The organism is Pseudomonas sp. EL_65y_Pfl2_R96, assembly GCF_963970905.1.
Lineage (GTDB): Bacteria > Pseudomonadota > Gammaproteobacteria > Pseudomonadales > Pseudomonadaceae > Aquipseudomonas.
The window spans coordinates 262,818-282,506 of sequence record NZ_CAXAQH010000004.1 but is presented as its reverse complement, the minus strand read 5'-3'; the positions used below and the strand labels follow the sequence as shown (position 1 = coordinate 282,506).

At 49.8% G+C, this 19,689-nt stretch carries 21 protein-coding genes and 1 pseudogene; 11 read left to right on the top strand and 11 right to left on the bottom strand.

Annotation, left to right across the window (positions count from 1 at the left end; translation table 11 throughout):
* Positions 1–8: 8 nt before the first annotated feature.
* From AACY49_RS07255 to AACY49_RS07245, 3 genes are all read left to right on the top strand, one after another.
* The gene (locus tag AACY49_RS07255) at positions 9–1,688 is read left to right on the top strand and encodes an anti-phage dCTP deaminase (RefSeq protein WP_339522662.1); all 1,680 of its coding nucleotides are present in this window, start codon (positions 9–11) and stop codon (positions 1,686–1,688) included.
* Between the two features lie 477 nt (positions 1,689–2,165).
* Entirely contained in the window at positions 2,166–3,482 is a 1,317-nt protein-coding gene (locus AACY49_RS07250; RefSeq protein ID WP_339522660.1) for a serine/threonine-protein kinase, read from the top strand.
* Positions 3,479–4,198, top strand: a complete 720-nt coding sequence (locus AACY49_RS07245; protein ID WP_339522658.1) for a PP2C family protein-serine/threonine phosphatase — start codon at positions 3,479–3,481, stop codon at positions 4,196–4,198. The genes AACY49_RS07250 and AACY49_RS07245 overlap by 4 nt, the downstream gene beginning before the upstream one ends.
* A 222-nt stretch (positions 4,199–4,420) precedes the next feature.
* Here the strand turns inward: AACY49_RS07245 and AACY49_RS07240 are convergent, their stop codons facing one another.
* On the bottom strand, positions 4,421–4,624 hold the full coding sequence (locus AACY49_RS07240; RefSeq protein ID WP_339522656.1) for a helix-turn-helix domain-containing protein: 204 nt from the start codon (positions 4,622–4,624) through the stop codon (positions 4,421–4,423).
* Between the two features lie 206 nt (positions 4,625–4,830).
* Between AACY49_RS07240 and AACY49_RS07235 the strand changes: the two genes are divergently transcribed.
* From AACY49_RS07235 to AACY49_RS07225, 3 genes are all read left to right on the top strand, one after another.
* The gene (locus AACY49_RS07235; protein WP_339522654.1) at positions 4,831–5,751 is read left to right on the top strand and encodes a hypothetical protein; all 921 of its coding nucleotides are present in this window, start codon (positions 4,831–4,833) and stop codon (positions 5,749–5,751) included.
* Positions 5,752–5,780: 29 nt separating this feature from the next.
* Positions 5,781–6,230 carry a hypothetical protein gene (locus AACY49_RS07230; protein WP_339522652.1) on the top strand — a complete coding sequence of 150 codons (450 nt, stop codon included), beginning with the start codon at positions 5,781–5,783 and terminating at the stop codon, positions 6,228–6,230.
* 64 nt (positions 6,231–6,294) lie between these two features.
* A complete protein-coding gene (locus AACY49_RS07225) occupies positions 6,295–6,477 on the top strand; it encodes a hypothetical protein (RefSeq protein ID WP_339522650.1) in 183 nt (60 codons plus the stop codon).
* A 149-nt stretch (positions 6,478–6,626) separates the two neighbouring features.
* Here AACY49_RS07225 and AACY49_RS07220 read toward each other — a convergent pair whose 3' ends face one another.
* From AACY49_RS07220 to AACY49_RS07195, 6 genes and pseudogenes are all read right to left on the bottom strand, one after another.
* A complete protein-coding gene (locus tag AACY49_RS07220; RefSeq protein WP_339522648.1) occupies positions 6,627–6,881 on the bottom strand; it encodes a hypothetical protein in 255 nt (84 codons plus the stop codon).
* 42 nt (positions 6,882–6,923) lie between these two features.
* The gene (locus AACY49_RS07215) at positions 6,924–8,228 is read right to left on the bottom strand and encodes a hypothetical protein (RefSeq protein WP_339522646.1); all 1,305 of its coding nucleotides are present in this window, start codon (positions 8,226–8,228) and stop codon (positions 6,924–6,926) included.
* Positions 8,209–8,583: a plasmid mobilization protein gene (locus AACY49_RS07210; protein WP_339522644.1), complete on the bottom strand. Its 375-nt coding sequence runs from the start codon at positions 8,581–8,583 to the stop codon at positions 8,209–8,211. Before AACY49_RS07210 ends, AACY49_RS07215 begins: the two co-directional genes overlap by 20 nt.
* A gap of 1,201 nt (positions 8,584–9,784) precedes the next feature.
* Entirely contained in the window at positions 9,785–10,759 is a 975-nt protein-coding gene (locus AACY49_RS07205) for an AAA family ATPase (RefSeq protein WP_339522642.1), read from the bottom strand.
* Between the two features lie 237 nt (positions 10,760–10,996).
* Positions 10,997–12,676 carry a recombinase family protein gene (locus tag AACY49_RS07200; protein ID WP_339522640.1) on the bottom strand — a complete coding sequence of 560 codons (1,680 nt, stop codon included), beginning with the start codon at positions 12,674–12,676 and terminating at the stop codon, positions 10,997–10,999.
* Positions 12,677–12,721: 45 nt separating this feature from the next.
* Positions 12,722–12,850, bottom strand: a pseudogene (locus AACY49_RS07195) (magnesium chelatase domain-containing protein); the annotation flags it as partial.
* A gap of 358 nt (positions 12,851–13,208) precedes the next feature.
* Between AACY49_RS07195 and AACY49_RS07190 the strand changes: the two are divergent.
* On the top strand, positions 13,209–13,472 hold the full coding sequence (locus AACY49_RS07190) for a HigA family addiction module antitoxin (RefSeq protein WP_320392922.1): 264 nt from the start codon (positions 13,209–13,211) through the stop codon (positions 13,470–13,472).
* A gap of 11 nt (positions 13,473–13,483) precedes the next feature.
* Here the strand turns inward: AACY49_RS07190 and AACY49_RS07185 are convergent, their stop codons facing one another.
* Both AACY49_RS07185 and AACY49_RS07180 read right to left on the bottom strand, forming a co-directional pair.
* Positions 13,484–14,005: a BRO-N domain-containing protein gene (locus AACY49_RS07185; RefSeq protein ID WP_339522635.1), complete on the bottom strand. Its 522-nt coding sequence runs from the start codon at positions 14,003–14,005 to the stop codon at positions 13,484–13,486.
* 437 nt (positions 14,006–14,442) lie between these two features.
* Positions 14,443–14,703, bottom strand: a complete 261-nt coding sequence (locus AACY49_RS07180; RefSeq protein ID WP_123720247.1) for an accessory factor UbiK family protein — start codon at positions 14,701–14,703, stop codon at positions 14,443–14,445.
* Positions 14,704–15,119: 416 nt separating this feature from the next.
* Here AACY49_RS07180 and glnK point away from each other — a divergent pair, with 416 nt between their 5' ends.
* The 4 genes from glnK to sutA all read left to right on the top strand — a co-directional run bounded on the left by glnK (position 15,120) and on the right by sutA (position 17,895).
* Positions 15,120–15,458: a P-II family nitrogen regulator gene (gene glnK / locus AACY49_RS07175; protein ID WP_002555808.1), complete on the top strand. Its 339-nt coding sequence runs from the start codon at positions 15,120–15,122 to the stop codon at positions 15,456–15,458.
* Between the two features lie 35 nt (positions 15,459–15,493).
* A complete protein-coding gene (locus tag AACY49_RS07170) occupies positions 15,494–16,831 on the top strand; it encodes an ammonium transporter (protein WP_052964517.1) in 1,338 nt (445 codons plus the stop codon).
* 212 nt (positions 16,832–17,043) lie between these two features.
* Complete coding sequence (locus AACY49_RS07165) at positions 17,044–17,469, top strand: secondary thiamine-phosphate synthase enzyme YjbQ (protein ID WP_008015517.1); 426 nt, start codon at positions 17,044–17,046, stop codon at positions 17,467–17,469.
* A gap of 102 nt (positions 17,470–17,571) precedes the next feature.
* Positions 17,572–17,895: a transcriptional regulator SutA gene (gene sutA / locus AACY49_RS07160; protein ID WP_007980816.1), complete on the top strand. Its 324-nt coding sequence runs from the start codon at positions 17,572–17,574 to the stop codon at positions 17,893–17,895.
* A 188-nt stretch (positions 17,896–18,083) separates the two neighbouring features.
* On the opposite strand, the gene AACY49_RS07155 is transcribed toward sutA, so the two are convergent.
* On the bottom strand, positions 18,084–18,791 hold the full coding sequence (locus AACY49_RS07155; RefSeq protein WP_258698515.1) for an HAD family hydrolase: 708 nt from the start codon (positions 18,789–18,791) through the stop codon (positions 18,084–18,086).
* The gene (xerC, locus tag AACY49_RS07150; protein ID WP_258698516.1) at positions 18,788–19,687 is read right to left on the bottom strand and encodes a tyrosine recombinase XerC; all 900 of its coding nucleotides are present in this window, start codon (positions 19,685–19,687) and stop codon (positions 18,788–18,790) included. The genes AACY49_RS07155 and xerC overlap by 4 nt, the downstream gene beginning before the upstream one ends.
* Positions 19,688–19,689: the final 2 nt, after the last annotated feature.

The following is a 19,689-nucleotide window of genomic DNA, read 5'->3' as shown; positions in this document are numbered from 1 at the left end:
CCCAGAGAATGTCAGCACCAGCAGCAGCACCGGCCCCCGCAAGAGCGCCGGCTCAGTCCGATTCAGCGACCAGCACACGCAACATAAGGGACCGCATTGAGGGAAGGCGAAGTGACGAAATAATCGTTGCGTTTTGCGGTCCGGTCGGGTGCAATTTGGCAGACGTCATTCGAACCACCCGACTACAATTTGAAGAATATGGATATTTGACTGTCCATATCAAAGTCAGCGACATCATCAAAGCCCATTATCACGAACATGGGTTGCCAGCAAATCTCTCACATCTTTCTATAGACAACAACGTCGGGAAGGAGAGATATACTGCTCTGCAAGATTTGGGCAACGATCTTAGAAAGCGCTTTGATCCACAAATTTTAGCTGCCCTTGCCATGGCGAAAGTTGCCGCAAATCGCGAAATCGCGATGTCAAGAGCCGATACAACAAAGCCGCCAAAAACTGTCTATATCATAGACCAGTTAAAGCACCCTGAAGAAGTTGAACTTTTCAAACTAGTTTATGGCGACATATTTTATTTGATTGGTGTTCTTAGCCCTCAAAATGTTCGCTTCAACTACCTAACTCGAACTGAAAGAATTCCTGGTCATGAAGCGCAGTTCCTTATAGATAGGGACAGAAATGAAATAAACGCGACGTATGGCCAAAAGCTTGAGAAAACAGTTCAGCTTGCTGATTACTTTATTAGAAACAATCAGGACTCGATATCTAATCTGTTTGAGCCGTGCCAACGCTTCGTAGCACTAGTGCATGGGAAGAATGGTGTTACGCCGACCAAGGACGAGTCCGGTATGTACGCTGCCTATGCAGCCTCGTTGAAATCGGCGTGTCTCAGCCGACAAGTGGGCGCTGCAATTGCCAATAAAGAAGGCAACGTCATTTCTTTAGGTTGGAACGACGTACCGAAATTTGGTGGCGGACTTTATACGTCTGATTCCGTAAATGACCAGCGGTGCATCCACCATGGCGCTAAATGCTATAACGACATCCACAAGTCGGCGCTTATCCAAGACATTGTCAGAATTGTAAGTTCTAAAGTTGAAGTTTCTGACGATGTAAAGGACGAGTTGGCTAAATTGATTCAGAAAGAAACGCGAGCCGGATCGATTATCGAGTTTTCGCGGGCGATTCACGCTGAAATGGAAGCGATTTTGGGATTAGCTCGTTCTCAGGGTAATTCTACAGATTCCTGTGAAATGTATACCACTACGTTCCCTTGTCATAACTGTGCAAGGCACATCATCGCAGCGGGTATTAAGCGCGTAGTTTACATTGAGCCTTACGAAAAAAGCTTGGCGTTAGATCTGCATGAGGATGCCATCACCACAGACGTAAACCATGCAGGCAAAACGCTCTTTGAAACGTTTTCGGGCGTTTCACCAGGAAAATACGCTTCATTTTTTGTAGCTCGTGGAAGTCGTAAAAATAGCAGTGGTCAAGCGGTCGACATTATTAAAACCGATGCTTTGCATATCGGAACTGAATACCTTGACCCTTATCAAACCATTGAAAGTAAAGTAGTCCAGGACCTGATGTCGAAAGTCGCGCCGCCGTCAACGCTATCAACGCCTCCTCCTCCGACAGCTCCGGATATACCTCCTACGCCTCCCGCGCCAAATACACCACCGCCACCAGCACCTCCGCCTGGTCCACCTACGCCTCGTGCGGCTTAATTCAGCCTGCCCTTTGAAAAATTGGTGACCATCAGAAAACGCAGCCCTTGGTCTGACCAACGCCTGCAATAAAAAACCGTCTCATCAAGGCGGTTTTTTTTCACCCGAAATCATACCAATTCATGCGCAACAGCCAGCAGTAGTTTGCCCCCCTAATCCATCCCACCAAATCTCCTCCTCCGACGACCTTCAAAACCGCAGGAAGCGGCTCTCCCCAACTCAAGGAACGACCATGTCCTCCCATCGCCTATAGCCGCGTACAGATTGGCGTGTACCGTTGAAATCTAGCTTGCCCATGGTTTGCCGTCGCTGACGATGGACGGTTTACCCGATACGGCCCAGCTAGCGATTTATCAAAATTAATCCAAAATGAGCAAAAAGCTGTGAGGTGACCCTGATGGGTAAACACGGTAGAATTGTCGGTCGCCCTACGCCCCTAGGATTCGAATCCGCTCACCATATTTCACGGAGACACCGATGACGTATACGTTTAACTACGCCAAAGGCCGCGGCGGATTTGCAAGGGTAGATATCGTCTCCAATCATCAGGGTCAGCAGTTCGCGCAAAAAACCTATGACCCACAAGCGCAACTACTGAATGACGTTGGAGATGCAGAGCTTCGCCGCCGTTTCGTAAGGGAAGTCCAATACCAATCGTCAGTGAACCATCCGAATGTCGTGCAGATTTTGCAGAGTTTTCTGACGGCGGACCCGCCCGCGTTCATCATGCCAGTTGCAGATTGCACCCTCAGAGACGAAATGGCGTTTGACCCGACTCTAGGGACAAATTTGCATACCGCTCTGTCCGACATCCTCAATGGCCTAGAACACCTCCATCGGAGTGGATATGTACATCGTGACTTGAAGCCAGCGAACGTGCTTCGATTCACAAACGGTACAGACGTTAGGTATGCCATCTCCGATTTTGGCCTCATGAGTGCGTCGCACAGCGATTCCTCGACCTTGACGGGAACGAACGCTAATGGAGGCACTACCAATTACGCTGCCCCAGAGCTTATAGGTAATTTCCGGCGAGCGACGGCGGCTGCCGACATATACGCCTTCGGCGCTATCCTGCACGACATTTTCGGAAATGCCGCTCAACGCATTCCTTATACGGAATTGGATGGACCTGGCGAAATAGGCGCAATAATACAGCGTTGCACGAAACGCTTGCCCATGCGTCGGTACCCTAATGTAAGCGTATTGCGTGATGAACTGTATCAGGCGCTAAATAACCGACCTGTAGTTTTCAACTCAACCGGCGAAGAGCGCATTGTAGATTTATTGAGAGCGAATGCGACCTTAACAGACGCTCAATGGGACGAAGTTTTCATTCAGATTGAAAGAAATACTGATAGAAACCAGTCTACAAATACTATTTTCCAAGCGCTATCTATTGATCACATCACAGCGCTAAGCGGAAATGCGCCTGAGTTATTTATCGCCTTTGGGAGTTATTTCTCCGACCACATCAATGGCGCAAGCTTTAATTTCGATTATTGCGATGTCCTCGCAAGCAAAGCAGAGCTTTTTTACAACTTTGGCGATATAACACTAAAGACAAATATCGCGCTCTCGCTTCTTTATTTAGGCGTTTCTCACAATCGTTGGTATGTAGAGAGAAAGGCAGCCGCTATGATTTCTACCTCAATAGAGGACGCGCTTGCAGACCGGATTCGCGTGGAAATATCAGTAACCAATTATCCATTCGCATCCCGAATTCAAAGCATGGAAAGATCGATTAGCTTCACAAGGGAGTCATTGCATCCAACTCTCAGAGCACTCGTATGACTATCGAGAGCTTTAAAGTCGACTCATTTTCGTTTCCTGGTAGGAATAAACCTAATCAGGATTCGGTAATGACCAGACGATACGGCAATGGTCATCTAGCGCTCGGTATCGCTGACGGTATGGGTGGCAAACCGGGTGGAAACTTCGCGTCTAAAATTGCACTTCAGACCATTGACGCAGAATTAGATAAAAATCCTGAGATTTCAATCGAGGACATTTTTTTACAGGTAAAAAAGGCACTTGTGGCTGATAGCCTCGCATATCCCGCCTTTGGAGAAATGGCTACAACCCTTACCGTATGCTTGATTAAAGGGAAAGAAGTTACCCTTGGGCATGTTGGAGATTGTCGAGCATACCAACTTAGAGGTAACGGAATCGCTACGCGAACAAAAGATCAAACCGAAGTTCAACGGTTGCTTGATGATGGAATACTTCCTCGGCACATGGCTAAGGATTATCCCAGAAGAAATATATTGCTTTCCGTGATGAATGCAACGCTGGAGTATACCCTTCAGAAGAGCACGTTCAGCCTTAAATCCGGAGATAGGATTGTCCTAATGAGCGATGGGGCGTATAGCCTTCTTTCCAAATCAGAAATCAGAGACCTTTCGGTTAGCTCAGAATCCGAAGCCTCGTTCAAGTCCAGTATTCTTGAGTTAATCCGAACACGCCCTATCAAAGATGATTACTCTGCAATATTGTGCCGAATAAATTAATACACCCCCCAAACCTCCTTGCTTCAACACTCGCTTTTTTGAGGAGAATCCCACGGGGGGGAGGAAGGGGTGTTCAGCCTGTTTCTGTGAACTCTATAAGGGCTTTCCTACGAGACTTCTAATATTCGACGGCACTTCATATTTTGCATTCACTTAAGTATTTTATGTACGTGATCGTCGCCCTGGGACTCGGAACAGTTATTGCTGGAAGCTTTAATTAAATCAACTGCTATTCGAGTCCTGCCTTTCAAGCTCGTTAATTATTTTATGAGGATCAGCGCCAAGTCGATGGCAAACCTCAAGAAACTCCACGATATCTAATCTTCGCTCACCTCTTTCATATTTTGAAACGAACGACTGCGGCTTGTCTAAAAGCACCGCAAGCTGAATTTGTGTCAGATTTGCTTGTTTACGCGCTTTACGCATTAGGTTTAGCACTAGCTGATACGAGTTTGAATAGATAGATGTCACGAGAGGTCGCCAGAGTGAGGGCCGACACACGTAATAAACCCAAAAAAGGTTTATCCCAAAACGGGTTTTTTGTGGGATGATTGCGCGTGGCCACTACGACCCATTGGCCGTACACAACCGACCACGGCGCTCATAGGCGCCTACGCGCATAAGGACCCTGCATGATTAACCTTTGTGGTTTGCCCTTACGAACTGTTGCCCTGGCAGCGCCCCTGAGCCTTGCCTTGCTGAGTGGTTGTTCCGATGAAGCGAAGCCTGCGCGTGACGTTGCAAGTAACTCAGCTCAGCGGATAAAGGATGCGCAGACAGCCGCCAATGAAGCGGTAAGAAAGCAGCTGGAAGATGAGAACAGGCCGCTTTCAGTGACGTTCAGCAACCCGGGTATGGGGACGCTGGACGAGTACCTGAACGCTCGGGACTCAATGATTCCTTTTAATTTCTATAGTGCGAAGCGCAATTGGGATGAGAGCGCTGACGAGATAGCGGAGTCCGTTCAAGATCCGATCAAAACTCGGAGCGATAGCCCAGAATTCTACAGTCTTGCGCTGGAGCGCATCTCGACATCGGACGCTTTCAAAAAGCGCGAACTGACGGAAAAGCTTCATGCACTAACGCTGACCGATGCAGCCAGATTCAAGAATAAAAGCCTGATTCAGTTCACGTCCGATGAGTGGATTAAATTGCCACTCAGCAATTATGATTTTATAAGAAAGGGTTTTTCAATCGATAGCTGTCTACTTTCTGACAAGCTTGAGTATACAGAAGCTGAACAGCGCGATCCTGCATTATTAGCTAAAGCAGAAAAGATTCGCTGTTATCTAAATCCGGGGCCTAATAATTACTATTTAGGCTTCACCGGTGGATCGAGTGCTTTTCTGGAAGTTTCTGATGAAGCATTGGCAAAAAATATTGAGGCAATGCGTGAATCTATACAAATCTCAATTTACGGATACGTTAAAGAGATTCAGCGGGAGAAACTAGGTGGCAATCTAGGCCCGCAACGTTACGTCTTGATTGCCCCGCAGAGAATTGATGTCGTTGATACAAAAAACCACACGACTTTGTTAACAAAATCGTTCTGATTCAACTATTTAAAACTGTGGGAGGCATCATGGCGCTGGTAATTCTAGATGGAATGATTGAGGAGCTTGGACTCGCGTCTTTTGTCAACGGTGAGCGCGTGCTGTCGTTTGTAAAAATAAACGGCAAGCGCATAAAAAACGTAAGCTGCGATGATTATATAAGGTCTTTTTTAAAGATTGGCTCAAAGGTTAAGCTGGCACTTGTACGAAGGCTGTTTGGAACGCACATGCTTTATGCAGTTCGGCTTGAAAGTGGCGAAGTTATCAACAGAAGCAAGGCATGGCCAATATTTATGGTCTGCATGTTTGGTCTCGCCATTTCTTTGCTATTGAGCCCTTTCTTTGTGGCGGCGTTAAAAGTTACACATTCGATATTAATCTCATTGATTATATTTGTTTTGATTGGGCTCGGCTCAGCATATTTAATATTAAAAGATCACTTTAAAGCGCGGCTAGCGCTTGGTCGCCCATTAAGCTGATAGTCCTAGACTTTATCAAACCCAACGATGCTTCAAGATCCAAACTAAGAATAAGGTAAATCAATTGAAAGATACCAAGACGCTGCTGGCGATCACTTCTCTCAGCTTGGCAATATTTTATTTGGCTGGTTGTTCTAGTTACCCGATCAGCGCCGCACAAGCGTATGCCGCTGCGAATGAGCCTGACCCGGCGAATAAAACCGTCGCTACCGACCTTCGTAACAAAATGGCTGCACGTGCTCGATAGTTCTTACAGTAGCCCGTGAAGTGCATGGCCCTGTCTTATTGACGGGGCCTTTCATGTAATCGAAAAGCTCACCTCAGCTACCCACTTTCAAGCTTTCACCGCGAGTTGCGATTAGATTTAAGCCATTAAAAAGTTTTAAATCTATAGCATCAAGGACAAGTTGGAAATATCGTTGGGGTTGTTTTACGAACATCCGAATGAGAGGCTTCTCCAGTCCAGAAATTGTTGTTAACTCCAATTGTCTCTAATGGGGGTAGCTCCTTGTAAGTGTCCAGTAGCAAAGCTTCTGCAATGACCCTAAACGACTCTCGCAGCTCTAGCATAAGTTTCAGTTGTCGCTCAAAAATATCATCAACGGTCTTAACGTATTCAGCAACATCAAACTCCAGCGAATTATTTTTCATTATTTAACCTTTATTATTATTATTATTTTGAAATTAGTATTGTCAGCTCAAAGAATAACCGCTGCCATCCTTCTTCTTTGTACTTTCTATCTGCCGTAGTTTATTGGTAAGCGCCCCAAATTCAGATCGCTTTTTGTTAATTATTTTGTCAGCCTCAAAATCGCCGCTTTCCATACTTCCACCTCCGCAGTTTCCAATGTCGGCGGGTGTCGACGGAATTAATAAATAATCCGAAGAGGAAGCTATTGCTGGAGAGTTAGACTGCAAGCCATGAAGTTTATCGTCGTTTACTTCATTGCGCCCATTATGAGCAGAAACATTGCGAGACAGATTGTCGAAATGGATACGTTCAAGATCAGACATATTTTTGATAGCCTTGCGTGTTTGAGGCTGATCTGGCTGTAATGTTTTATTGCCTTCTTCGTTCCTAACAGTTGCGAGTATTTTCTTGAAGCGCTTTTCGACAAACGCTCTACGTTCGCTGACTGCCTGTTTATATCTTGCAGCAACCTTAGGTTTTGTAAGGTACGCTTCTCGATCAATGATTTTTCTTTCTGTATTCTCAAACTGAGCACTGCTAGTGAATCCTGCGTCATATAGGGCACCTTTGAATTTAAATGCTTTTTCGCTCCCAGGCGGCTTCATTGATACGTAATCTCTACCAACACGTGTAATCTCAAAACCGGCTTTTCTTGATAAATCCAGTAGTCCTGCCCGGCTTTCGATAACTCCATCTATAACTGCTCGCGTGAAGATGTTGTGCAGCTTTTCCCGGGTGTATTTCTCGCCATCTGGCAGCCAATCAGGGCTGTGGATCGCCCTAGTTCTCAGGGGGGACCGAGGGTCATCAAGACCGTACTTCACATTCACCAAATCAACGAAGGCATCCATCTGTTCGAATTTCTTCTTACCCGGTGGCGCCGGGTTCCAGGCTCGATCAGTCTCGTAGTTGCAGCGCGGGGTTACGTAATGCAACTCAAGACGATCAAGGTGCATTTGGGCAACAATCAGAATGTGACGATGTTCTTCCTTGATGCCGGCGAAGAGCATGTCCTTGAAACGTGCGGTGATGTCAAAAACAGCTTCGTGAAAATGCGTTCCCTCAAGGGTATGCAGACGCGCAGTATCAGCTTTCGTGAATGACAGGACCCCGCTCGTGTACTTGTGAACATATGGAAGAGCGTCAATCATCCTGACCATCGTCTGCGGATCGCCCTCGATGACCTCCGGCAGCGGGTCTCGCTGATACCAATCTCCGAGCTGCCTGTCGTACGCCTTATCGTCCAAGAAGTAGTCTACGGGGCCTGCGCCGGCTCCGGTGCCGTATTTACTGAAGCCGTGTAGCATCTACAGGCTCCCCAAATAGGGTGCGACTGAGCTTCAGCATTTCGCTTTCGATCGTAGACAGCCCCTGAAGAATGAAAGCGGTCTCCGATGCGCCTTTGTGATAATTGCAGTGCTTCGCGATCATGTTTAGCTGCGAGCCAAGCTTATTTACGGCAGCCGTAAGCTTCAAAATCTCTGTAGTTTTTTCCGGCTTTGACGAAACCGTAATTCTAATTTTTGAGTTCAGTGCGCTCTGTATCAGCAGCTGAGAGAGGGACATGTATGCCTCCCTCGCCTTTTCCTTCAATGCCTGCTTCAGCTCAGACGTGACTCGGATTTCAATTCGTTCAGACGCATTGCAGCTATCAATTTTCATGGCTCACCCATTGTTATTATTTTTATAGAGGGCAGAGAAGTCCCCGTTTTATAAGGGTCCTAGGGTGAAACCCTAGCAAGGCATCATGGTCCCGTACGCAGTACGGGCCGTGAGTAGCCTTGTTCCTGCCCCCCTTACTCTTACCTCAATTATATCAGAAAAAGCGGTAAAAATAGCCGATGACTATTGTCAATGACATTGACATAGAGCGAGGCTATTGATGCCTTCGTTTTCGATGCTTTAAATTCATTGGGCAGATCCAGAATCGGTTCCTATGATTCATGTATCAAATGAATCTTTAATTGAGAGAAAGGACTTTTCATGACAGGGCAGATAGTGGTCTTTAAGCCAAAGAAAAGGCTGCATGAAAGCAATTCTGGTAAATCTTTGATACGAAATTTAGTAGCCATCTATATAAGAGGGAAAAGTGCTGGGCTGCTAGGGGTATCCCACATGGAGGATATTGTGTTCTCTCACAAAAAACATGATTTCCCAGAGCACAGGCACGTCTTTTTTGCAGGATTCCATGACGGGAACTTAGAACGCTGGTCGTCTAAGTGAATGCCACTTTTACCATCGGCCGTGCAGCATAAAGTACCGACGTCGTCGAACTTATCCAAGTTGTACCCCTAGATTTAGATTAGATCGCAACAGAGATGGAAAAATTTAGGAATTTTTAATTCCGACGATTTTTGCATCAGGCTGGCATCTGTTCCTGTCTAATTAGTATTGAAATGGTCTATAGATAATTTTTAAACCATTGGCGATAGCCATCTCTTAGGAATAGATATATGAAAGATGAACAGGTAATGGAAGTAGAAGGCCCGGAGCTATTGGGATCTACCGTGCTCCTTGTCCTAAATGACATGGGATTTTCGGAGTCACTTAGTAAAAAAGTTATCGGATTGATGTCGGAGGAAGAAAAATGCTCTGTTATGAATAGGCACATGCATTCTCTATTGCGGGATATTCTTCAGCTCTAAGTGATGGATGCCATGACAAACATTAAATTACGCAATAAAGCTGGGGGGTTCGCTCCGCTCTCCCCTGGGTATATTCCGACGCTAAGCGTCGGGTATGCTGTTTTGGCTTTTTTTTTCCGTTTGAAACCGGGGGAGAGTACGAGAGGGGGTATACATACACGACATCCTCTATATATAGAGCCGGATGGCAAATGTCGTGCATTATCCAAGGTCTAAATTTAATTCGAAAGTGCGAGCCTGTAATGTGCTTCCCTACCAACTTTTGACTTGGTTAATAGCCCATCTAGAACCATCTCATTTAGCTTTCGTTCTAATTGCCTTGCTCCGATTTTTAACTCGCCTTCTAACAGGGTTACGAGTTCTGGCTTTTTGATTGATACACGATCTTTAAAAATATTCTGAAGTGTAACCGGTAACGATTTTGTTTCCTCTACGAGAACGGCTTTTGCCTTCCTGAAACCGAGCCCTTCGCTTTCCAGCCACATTTTCCCCGGATCTTCGATTGCCCTAGTTGAGAACAGCACACTATGGCTCCCCTTTTTTGATGTCTCCAATGCAAGAGCCATCACGCCGTCAGCCTCTCCATGAATACTTGAGGCACCTCTTAATGCTTTGGCACCTCCATTACCAAAGTTTTCCTTTCGCGCATGATGCACGACGATATGAGCGGCTCCATGGCTAAGCTGCCGGATATTCTGCATAATTTGAATCATTGCAATATTGCTATTTTCATCTACAGAGTGCATGCGAGCTAAAACATCCCAAATGATAAGATCAGGGTTTAGAGTTTCTATAATCTTTTTTATCGCGACACATTCAGCTGTTGAGTTAACATCGATTTGTTTGTGATCACTGCATTTAAAAAAGCTTTCATTGCGCGATAACTGGTCATGATCATTCTTGTAAAAATTTAGCACCCGTGAAGCTGATATTCGCGGGCTCAGCTCAAAGTCTACGTACAAAACGCAATGTTTTTTGGGGCATTTGAAATCCAAGAAACTCCTTCCTTCGCTAGCACATAGTGCAAGCTGTAGAGCAAACCTGGATTTCCCCGCCTTTGGGGCACCTGAAACTATCCATTGTTCGCCCCGTTCGATTAGGTCGTTAAATATCCACTCCGTTTTTTGTTGAGAGTGCTTGATAATTGCTTTGGCCCCTAACCTTTCCTGCATTAATTTAAGCTCTAAATTCAACTCAATTTTCTCCGACTAACAAGTTTTATGCACAACCACCTCCTACTTACGAGTTTTAGAGAGCCAGTCGCCCTATGGAAGCCGTGCATCTTGCTTAGATCGTATTGAAAACTAATACCCTTGTAAAATTAGAGTTTTTTAATAAATTGGTTTACGGGGTTTTTTCAAGCTAAAATCGTCAATATTTCATTAGCATATTACCGTTCGTCGGCAGAGAAATTTATTTTAAATTGACAGCTACAGTGACCAGTCAATTTTAAAGCTCTCATGATCCACATCCTCTATTGGAGTAGGTTCGCCTACGAAACCATCGCTATATGTTCTTGTGTAAAAATTGTAGCGTCCCGTGAAAGGAAGTATTGCTTCCTTTCGGTTAAATCTTATGTTCTCAGAAAATCCTTTCTCATGAAAGAAAATAAACATGCTGCTGTACTCTTCGCCAAAGTTTCTGCTAATTAGCACTTCGATTTTTTGAATAGATAGCAAGGAGTTGAATTTCAATCTGCCTTCTTCGCTATCTAAAAGCTCGTGAAGTTCTGTGCGTGTAATCTCATTCTTTATTACGTCGGATGCCTCTAGGTTTTCAAGCTGCCCCAAAAGCAAGTTAAATTCTTCTTCTAGTTTTGATAACTGACTTTCGATCTTTGTGATAAGTGACATCAAGGTTTTGGGGATTTCCCCATTGTTTTTTTCGATGTCACTAGAAATTCTAAGGAGGGACGCATTTTTGCTAATCCTTTCTTGATTTACCGCTGACAACTTATTTTTCAACTCCTGCGAGTTGGAGCTTGAAAGTAATTTTTCTACGCCATAATTCTTGAAAAACAGAAGAAATGGCTCAAGCACGTGCCGATAAGGAATTATCACTTTCTTGCCACTTGGGCACGCATTCACCAAGCTTTTATGACAAATAAGATACATGTACTCCTTTCCTTTTCTCTTCATAAAGCTCTGATGAAGATAGGAGTCACAGTCGAGACACTTAATCAGTCCTTTGAATACGTTACGAAAGCCTTTTGGGGTCCGTCCTCGTGTGGCGTAAATCTCTTTGTTTTTCTCTAGAGATGCCTGCACTTTGTAAAATTCGCTTTTCTCAATTACCGGAGGAAAATACCCCTCAATCTCTTCATATGTTTGGTTTTTTTCCAAGGTTCCGCTTAGTGATTTTGTTTTAAAAGCCTCAAAGCTACCGTAAACTGACTTCGAGCTTAAGAGGTGCCTTATAGCAATAAGTGTCCACCTCTTTTCGGCCCCCTCGCTGTTAATTTTTGTCGCTATCGCCTGCGCTCCAAGCTTATATGAGGCAAGCTCAAATGCCCGTCTAACCTCTTTTGCCCTCTCTTCAATTACTACAATTTTCGTTGTGCCGTTATCTTCGATTGTTCTCAACCAGTACGGAAGTTTTCTCGTCATCACGGCTTTTCCGCTTCGAGCTTCTTCGTGCTTGCGTGTCCAGGCTGAAATAGATCTACGTTGTTTGGTTAAGCTTTCGTCATGCGCCCGACTAATAATGAAATTTATCTGAAAAATTAGATTTGCATGATCTTCGTCTTGAGCGTTGTAAACTCGCTGGTCAGCAAGAGTAAAAATGACAACGCCAGCGTTCAGGATGGAGGCAAGAATTGAGATCGTATCTAGCTCTTTTTGTCGTGAGATTCGGTCCAGTGATTCAACAATAAGAGTATCTCCAGTCCCAATTTCGCCTTTTTTTACACGATCAAGAAATCTGCTCAATTGCCCGGCTTTTACGTTTTTTCCTCGAAATGCCGACACCCCCAGATCGTTGAATTGCTCGACGACCTCGGCGTTGTTTTTTTCAAGGTAATCATTGATCAGCCTTTGCTGGCGCTCGATAGAGTCCCCATGCTCCTGTTTTTTGGAGCTGAATCGGACGTAGCAAAAAACTTTTTTCTTCATGAATGCCTATCTCAAAAGTCGATAATCTAGTTTGAGAATACAACATCTAAGCGCCGCCTCGGGCAGCCCGACCATGGTCAGCGACGGCAAGCCGTTGGCCAGATGGACTTCTACGGTGACGGCGGGTGCATCTACGCCAATCTGGGCGCGGCTGTGGACGATGGAGAGGGACATGGTCGTTCCTTGAGCTACATGGAAACCGCTTCCTGCGGTTTTTTGAAGGGTAGTCGGGGAGTCAGGGTTTAGCGTGGCAGTAGAGCTGCCAAACTTTCGCAGGATGTTGCTGGGGGCGGTGAGTTGATTCCAGTCAGTTAAGCCGTAACGCGACTCGTAGCAGCTGGCGGAGCCTGCGTTCGGCAGCTGCTACAACGGTATGTCGCGGCTGGTATTTGGGTGTAATCAACTGCGAGAGCTGTTTTTTGTAGGATCGGGCCTGGATAGATGAAGGACTTCGGTGAAAACGCATAGACACCCTTGTCGGATCGAAGTGGCTACTTATGATCACGGCTGATCAAGCCCTCAGGAGGGGGAAATGAGCAATTCTGGAATGCGGCCGATTCATCCTGGCGAAATCCTTGAAAAGGAGTTTCTTAAGCCAATGGGCATTACGGCGGCTGGTTTGGCTAGCTCGTTGACTGAGGTTGGAGATGAGGTGAGTGCCCTTGTGATGCAGGAGAGCGGTGTAGGCCCTGATCTTGCCGAGAGGCTTTCCATTTACCTGAACACCACGCCCGATTTCTGGCTAAACCTGCAATCGACCTACGATCTGCGTAAAGCCGAAATCGAGCGTGGTTGAGCTTCGGGTACTTAAAAAGACTGCAGCACCCGTGAAGCACGCTTCCACCACGGCGCATTGACCGTACTTCGCGGTCGTTCCCCATTTGGCAGCAGCTGCGGAACATCCTGCAACCGAATCCACGGCTGGTTATTCCAGTGCAGCAAACTCAACGACATCTGCGGCCAATTCAGCAGGCTCAGAATCGGGCGTTCGGTTGAGGTGGGTTGCTGAGCGTCTCTAAGGGTTGGCACCACGTCGTGGGTCAGCCATTCGCGCAGGCCTCGGTATTCGGGGCAGTAGTGGTAGATCAGTAACGCGTAGACGCCGGATTCGCTGATCAGCAGGGTGTTTTCGACGGTGCCGTGGATGAACATCTGCAAGTTCTGGTGTTGGTCGGGATCGAGTTTGCGTAGTGCTCGTTCGTCCAGGAATAGCCTGAGTAAGCGGCCGAGGTCGCGAGCGCTGAACCAGGGTTGGTTTTCGAGGAGGAGGGCGTGGAGGTGGAGTTTGTGGCGGGTGAAGATGTGAGGGATTGGATAGTTTTCGTTCATGGTGCAGTTCTCAAGGTGCGATGAAGAAAACTGCCTCTGATCGTCGCCAAACGAAAAGGGTGGCAGCCATGCGGGGGTTGGCGAACCGGTAACGCACCAAACCGGCAGACCCGAAGGTCTCCCACGCATAGCCGCCATAATTCGAGATGAGAGCAAATTTCTCGGTCGAATGCGGTCGCGATGCGTTGTGGTTTTCCGGGTCGCCAAACCCAGAGCTGAACATTCAGCTGGGGATGAGCATAGAAACTGGAGGCCTTACGACGCAATCGGACGGCGGTGGTTTTGTTGTAGGAAGGTGCTTGGATTTTTGAGCGCTTAAAGATCAAAAGATCGCAGCCTTCGGCAGCTCTTACAGATAAATCTGAAGGTCGTTCCGACCTTATCGCGAGCAGGCTCGCTCCCACAGTGGATTGGGTTTCACAGTGGGATCGGTGGGGTTATTCAGTCGGTGGATTCAGCTTCGCTTCCAGCTCAGTCACTTTCGCTTCCAGGCTCTCCAGCCGTGCGCGGGTTCGTGCCAGCACAACCATCTGGCTATCGAATTCTTCCCGGCTCACCAGATCCAGCTTGCTGAAGCCGCTCTGCAACAAAGCCTTGAACTGGCTTTCGATTTCGCTTTTTGGCAGTGGGGTGTCGCCGCTGAAGAGGCGGGAGGCGGTGCCGCTCAGGGCGTCGAGGAAGTCTTTGGGCGCGAGCATGGGAAATGTCCTGTCAACAATGGCGGGCAGTGTATCACGCAGTGTCTATAGTCAATCTCGGCGGCTGCGATGCACGCTTTTCGCGCATGCGGGTAGATGGCGCTGCACTATTTTTGTGCGTAACCGTTGCGTCAATCGGCTGGAGGGACCTGCGGCAGCGGCCAAGGTATTGAAATCAATGGGTTTTGGATAGATGGCAAGCTTTCTGCTTAGTCGCTGGTGACCCATGCACTGATGCAGTCGCTGTGACGAATGCAGTGCGCCAAGCGGAACGGAGGAAGTTTCGTGCGGAGTGGTTAGCTGGCGTCGGACGGGCAGGTAAGGCCGACGATGCGTTACAAAGCCAGGCACTGCGCTTAGACTTGAGTCGGGTTTGTTTTCCTGGGGCAAGTCCACCAATTCGGGAGAGAGTTTTCATGAAGCTAGTCACTGCCATCATCAAGCCGTTCAAACTGGACGACGTGCGCGAGTCGCTGTCCGAGATCGGCGTGCAGGGCATTACCGTTACTGAGGTCAAAGGCTTCGGTCGGCAGAAGGGTCATACCGAGCTGTATCGCGGCGCGGAGTACGTGGTCGATTTTCTGCCCAAGGTGAAGATCGATGTCGCCATTGACGACAAGGATCTGGATCGGGTTATCGAGGCGATAACCAAGGCTGCCAACACCGGCAAGATCGGTGACGGCAAGATCTTCGTGGTCAATCTGGAACAGGCGATTCGCATCCGTACCGGCGAAACCGATACCGACGCAATCTAAGCCGCCACAAACCCAACGCCCCAGGAGAAAACAATATGACTCTGCGTAAAATCGCAGGGCTAGGAGCCCTGTTGTCCCTCGTAATGCCCGGCCTGGCCATGGCGGCAGACGAAGTGGCGGCCCCAGTCCTCAATTCCGGCGATACCGCCTGGATGATGACCTCGACAGCCCTTGTGCTGTTCATGACCATTCCCGGTCTCGCGCTGTTCTACGGCGGCATGGTTCGCTCGAAAAACATTCTTTCCGTGATGATGCAGTGCTTCGCCATTACCGGTCTGATCAGCATTCTGTGGGTCATTTATGGCTACAGCATTGCGTTCGACACCACCGGCATGGAGCAGGGCGTCGTCAACTTCAACTCGTTCTTTGGCGGCATGGGCAAGGCGTTCCTCGCCGGTGTCACGCCTTCGAGCCTGACCGGCCCCGCGGCGCTGTTCCCCGAGGCGGTCTTCATTACCTTCCAGATGACTTTTGCCATCATCACCCCAGCGTTGATCGTCGGTGCTTTCGCCGAGCGGATGAAGTTTTCCGCCATGCTGATCTTCATGGGCATCTGGTTCACCCTGGTTTACGCACCGATTGCGCACATGGTCTGGTCCGGCAACGGCGGTCTGATGTGGGATTGGGGCGTACTCGACTTCGCCGGCGGCACCGTGGTGCACATCAACGCCGGTGTGGCCGGTCTGATTGCCTGCCTGGTGTTGGGCAAGCGTAAAGGTTTCCCGACCACCCCGATGGCTCCGCATAACCTCGGCTACACCCTGATGGGCGCCGCGATGCTGTGGGTCGGCTGGTTCGGCTTCAACGCCGGTTCTGCTGCCGCCGCTAACGGCACTGCCGGCATGGCGATGTTGGTCACCCAGATCGCCACTGCTGCTGCGGCGCTGGGCTGGATGTTTGCCGAGTGGATTACCCACGGCAAGCCAAGCGCACTGGGTATCGCTTCGGGTGTTGTGGCCGGTCTGGTTGCAATCACTCCGGCGGCCGGCACCGTGGGCCCGATGGGCGCTCTGGTGATCGGTCTGGCGGCGGGCGTGGTGTGCTTCTTCTGCGCAACCACCCTGAAACGCAAGCTCGGTTATGACGACTCCCTGGACGCCTTCGGCGTACACGGTATCGGCGGTATCCTCGGCGCGATCCTGACGGGTGTCTTCGCGGCACCGTCCCTGGGTGGCTTCGGCACCGTCACCGACATCGCGGCTCAAGTCTGGATTCAGTGCAAAGGCGTCGGCTTCACGGTGATCTACACCGCGATCGTCACCTTCATCATCCTCAAGGTGCTGGACGCCGTCATGGGTCTGCGTGTCACCGAGGAAGAAGAGGCGGTTGGCATCGATCTGGCGCTCCACAACGAACGCGGCTACAACTTGTAAGCACGCCTATAAAAAACGCCCGGCTTGCCGGGCATTTTTTTGTCTTGAATTTGTCAGTGAAGGACGGGCTGAAAGGTTTTTTCATACGCGTTCAGGGGCGTTTACAACGGGCGTTTTTCTGCGGCCAATGGCTTACACGATTGAAGGAATATTAGGGCCTTTGTTTTTTCCCAGAGCGCGCTAGAATGCGCCCCGAACGTGCGGAGAACTGTATGTGGCAACAGACTCTGATTACCTTGCGGGCACGGCCCCGGGGCTTTCATCTGGTAACGGACGAGTTACTCGCCGGCTTGCCTGAACTCAAGGCGTGTCGGGTCGGTCTGTTGCATTTGTGGCTGCAGCATACCTCGGCGTCGTTGACCATCAACGAGAACGCCGATCCGGCGGTACGTCGCGACTTCGAACGATTTTTCAATCGTCTGATCCCACAAGGAACAGACGGCTATGAGCATAACGACGAAGGCCTGGACGACCTCCCGGCGCACTTCAAGGCCAGCGTGCTTGGCTGTCAGCTCAGTTTGCCGATCTCGGCAGGCCGACTGGCGTTGGGGACCTGGCAAGGTGTTTATCTGGGCGAGCACCGTGATCATGGCGGTGCCCGCAAAGTCCTCGCCACCGTGCACGGTGAAGAGGCATAAACCGCTGGTCACCAGCGGTGGTTGAATTTTTTCCAGCAGCCTTCGACAGATGGCAAAGCTGGGCTATAACTAATCTGCTTTTCGCAAGTCATGAGGTAGAACATGAGCGACGATGATCTGGAAAACGACGACCTCGAAGTAGGCGACGACGACGAAACCGAAGAAGGCCTTGAAGCGGCGGCAGAAGACGTCGCTGAAGACGACGGCGGTGATGCACCCGTTCCGACTGCCAAAGGCAAGGCCAAGGCTGCGGTATCGGTCGATGAGCTGCCGAGCGTCGAAGCCAAGAACAAGGAACGCGACGCCCTGGCCAAGGCCATGGAAGAGTTTCTGGCACGGGGTGGCAAGGTGCAGGAAGTGGAGGCCAATGTGGTCGCCGATCCTCCCAAGAAGCCTGATAACAAGTACGGCAGCCGGCCTATCTAAGCGCCTGCTTCCTGCTTGCTGAGAAAGCCCGCCGTCGCTGCGGGCTTTTTCATGGGTGAGGATAAGAAATCAAAGTTTACGGTGATCCCTGTGGGAGCGGGCTTGCCCGCGATTGGGGCGTCACATTCGAAATTGATGTCGTCTGACACGCCGCTATCGCGGGCAAGCCCGCTCCCACAGGTTATGTGTCAGGCGGAAGCCGAATTCCACTGCGCCAACAACCCCGGCAACTCGGTCAAACTGCGAACCTCGGCATCCGGCGTCTTCTCGGCTTCCCACACCTTGCCCGCCGGGTTAAACCAGATTGCCCGCAACCCCGCCTGCTGGGCGCCGGCAATGTCATCGCCGGGATGATCGCCAATATGCACCGCGGTTTCGGCGGTCGCGCCGCCACGTTGCAGCGCTTCATGAAACAGTCGTGCATCCGGCTTGGCGATGCCGAGGTCTTCGGCGCACAGGGCAAATTTGAAGTAGTCCGCCAGCCCCAGCCGACGCACATCGGCATTGCCGTTGGTGACTACACCGAGGGCGTAGTGCTTGGCCAGAGTCTCCAGAGTCGGCTCGACGTCGGGGAATACTTCCAGCTGATGCCGGGCATGCAGAAACACTTCAAAACTTTGATCAGCCAGGTCTTGGGCCTGACCATGGTCGTAACCAGCCTCTTCCAGAGCATGAAAAAGCACGCGGCGCCTCAAGGCGCTGATGCGGTGCTTAAGGCTCGGTTCGTTGCTCAAAACCCGTTCGCGAATCAACCACAAATGCTCCACCGGCACCGCGCCCAGGTTCGGTGCATGCTCGGTCAGCCATTCACGCAATACGACTTCGGCGCTGGCGATCACCGGGGCGGTGTCCCACAGGGTGTCGTCGAGGTCGAAGGTGATCAATTGGATGGTCATGAATCATCGCCTTTAATGCGTTTGGCCCGTGGATGGGCACTGTCGTAGACCGTCGCCAGGTGCTGGAAGTCCAGGTGGGTATAGATCTGGGTGGTCTTGATGTCCGAGTGGCCGAGCAATTCCTGCACCGCGCGCAAGTCTTGGGAGGACTCCAGCAAATGACTGGCGAAGGAATGTCGCAACATGTGCGGATGCAGGTTCTGCCCCAGCTCGCGCTCGCCGGCGGCCTTGACCCGCACCTGAATCGCCCGAGGGCCAAGGCGCCGACCTTGCTGGCTGACAAACACCGCGTCATCCGCCGGGTTGGTCATGGCCCGCAACGGCAACCATAGCTCCAGTGCTTCACGAGCCTTTTTGCCCACCGGCAGCAGTCGCGTCTTGCTGCCCTTGCCTAGGACCTGAACCATGCCGTCAGCCAGATCCAGCTGATCAAGGTTGAGTCCGGTCAGCTCCGAAAGCCGCAAGCCGGAGGAATAGAACAGCTCCAGAATCGCCTGATCCCGACGCGCCAGAAAGTCATCCTCAACCGCGCCTTCCAGCAGTTGCAACGCGCGATCGGTGTCGAGGGTTTTCGGCAGGCGGCGTTCGCCCTTGGGCGGTGCCAGACCATTGGCCGGGTCGTGGTCGCACAGACCTTCGCGGTTCAGATAGTGATAGAGCCCGCGCACCGCCGAGAGCAGTCGCGCCAGGCTGCGGGACGACTGGCCTTGGGCATGCAAACGAGCGATCAGGCTGCGCAGACGCTGGATGTCCAGCGCGGCCCAGCTACCGATGTTTTGTTTGAGGCACCAGCCCAGCACTTTGTCGAGGTCGCGGCGGTAGGCGTACAGCGTGTGTGGCGACACCTGCCGCTCACTGCGCAGGTGTTCGCAGTAAGCGTCCAGTTGTCGTTCCATGG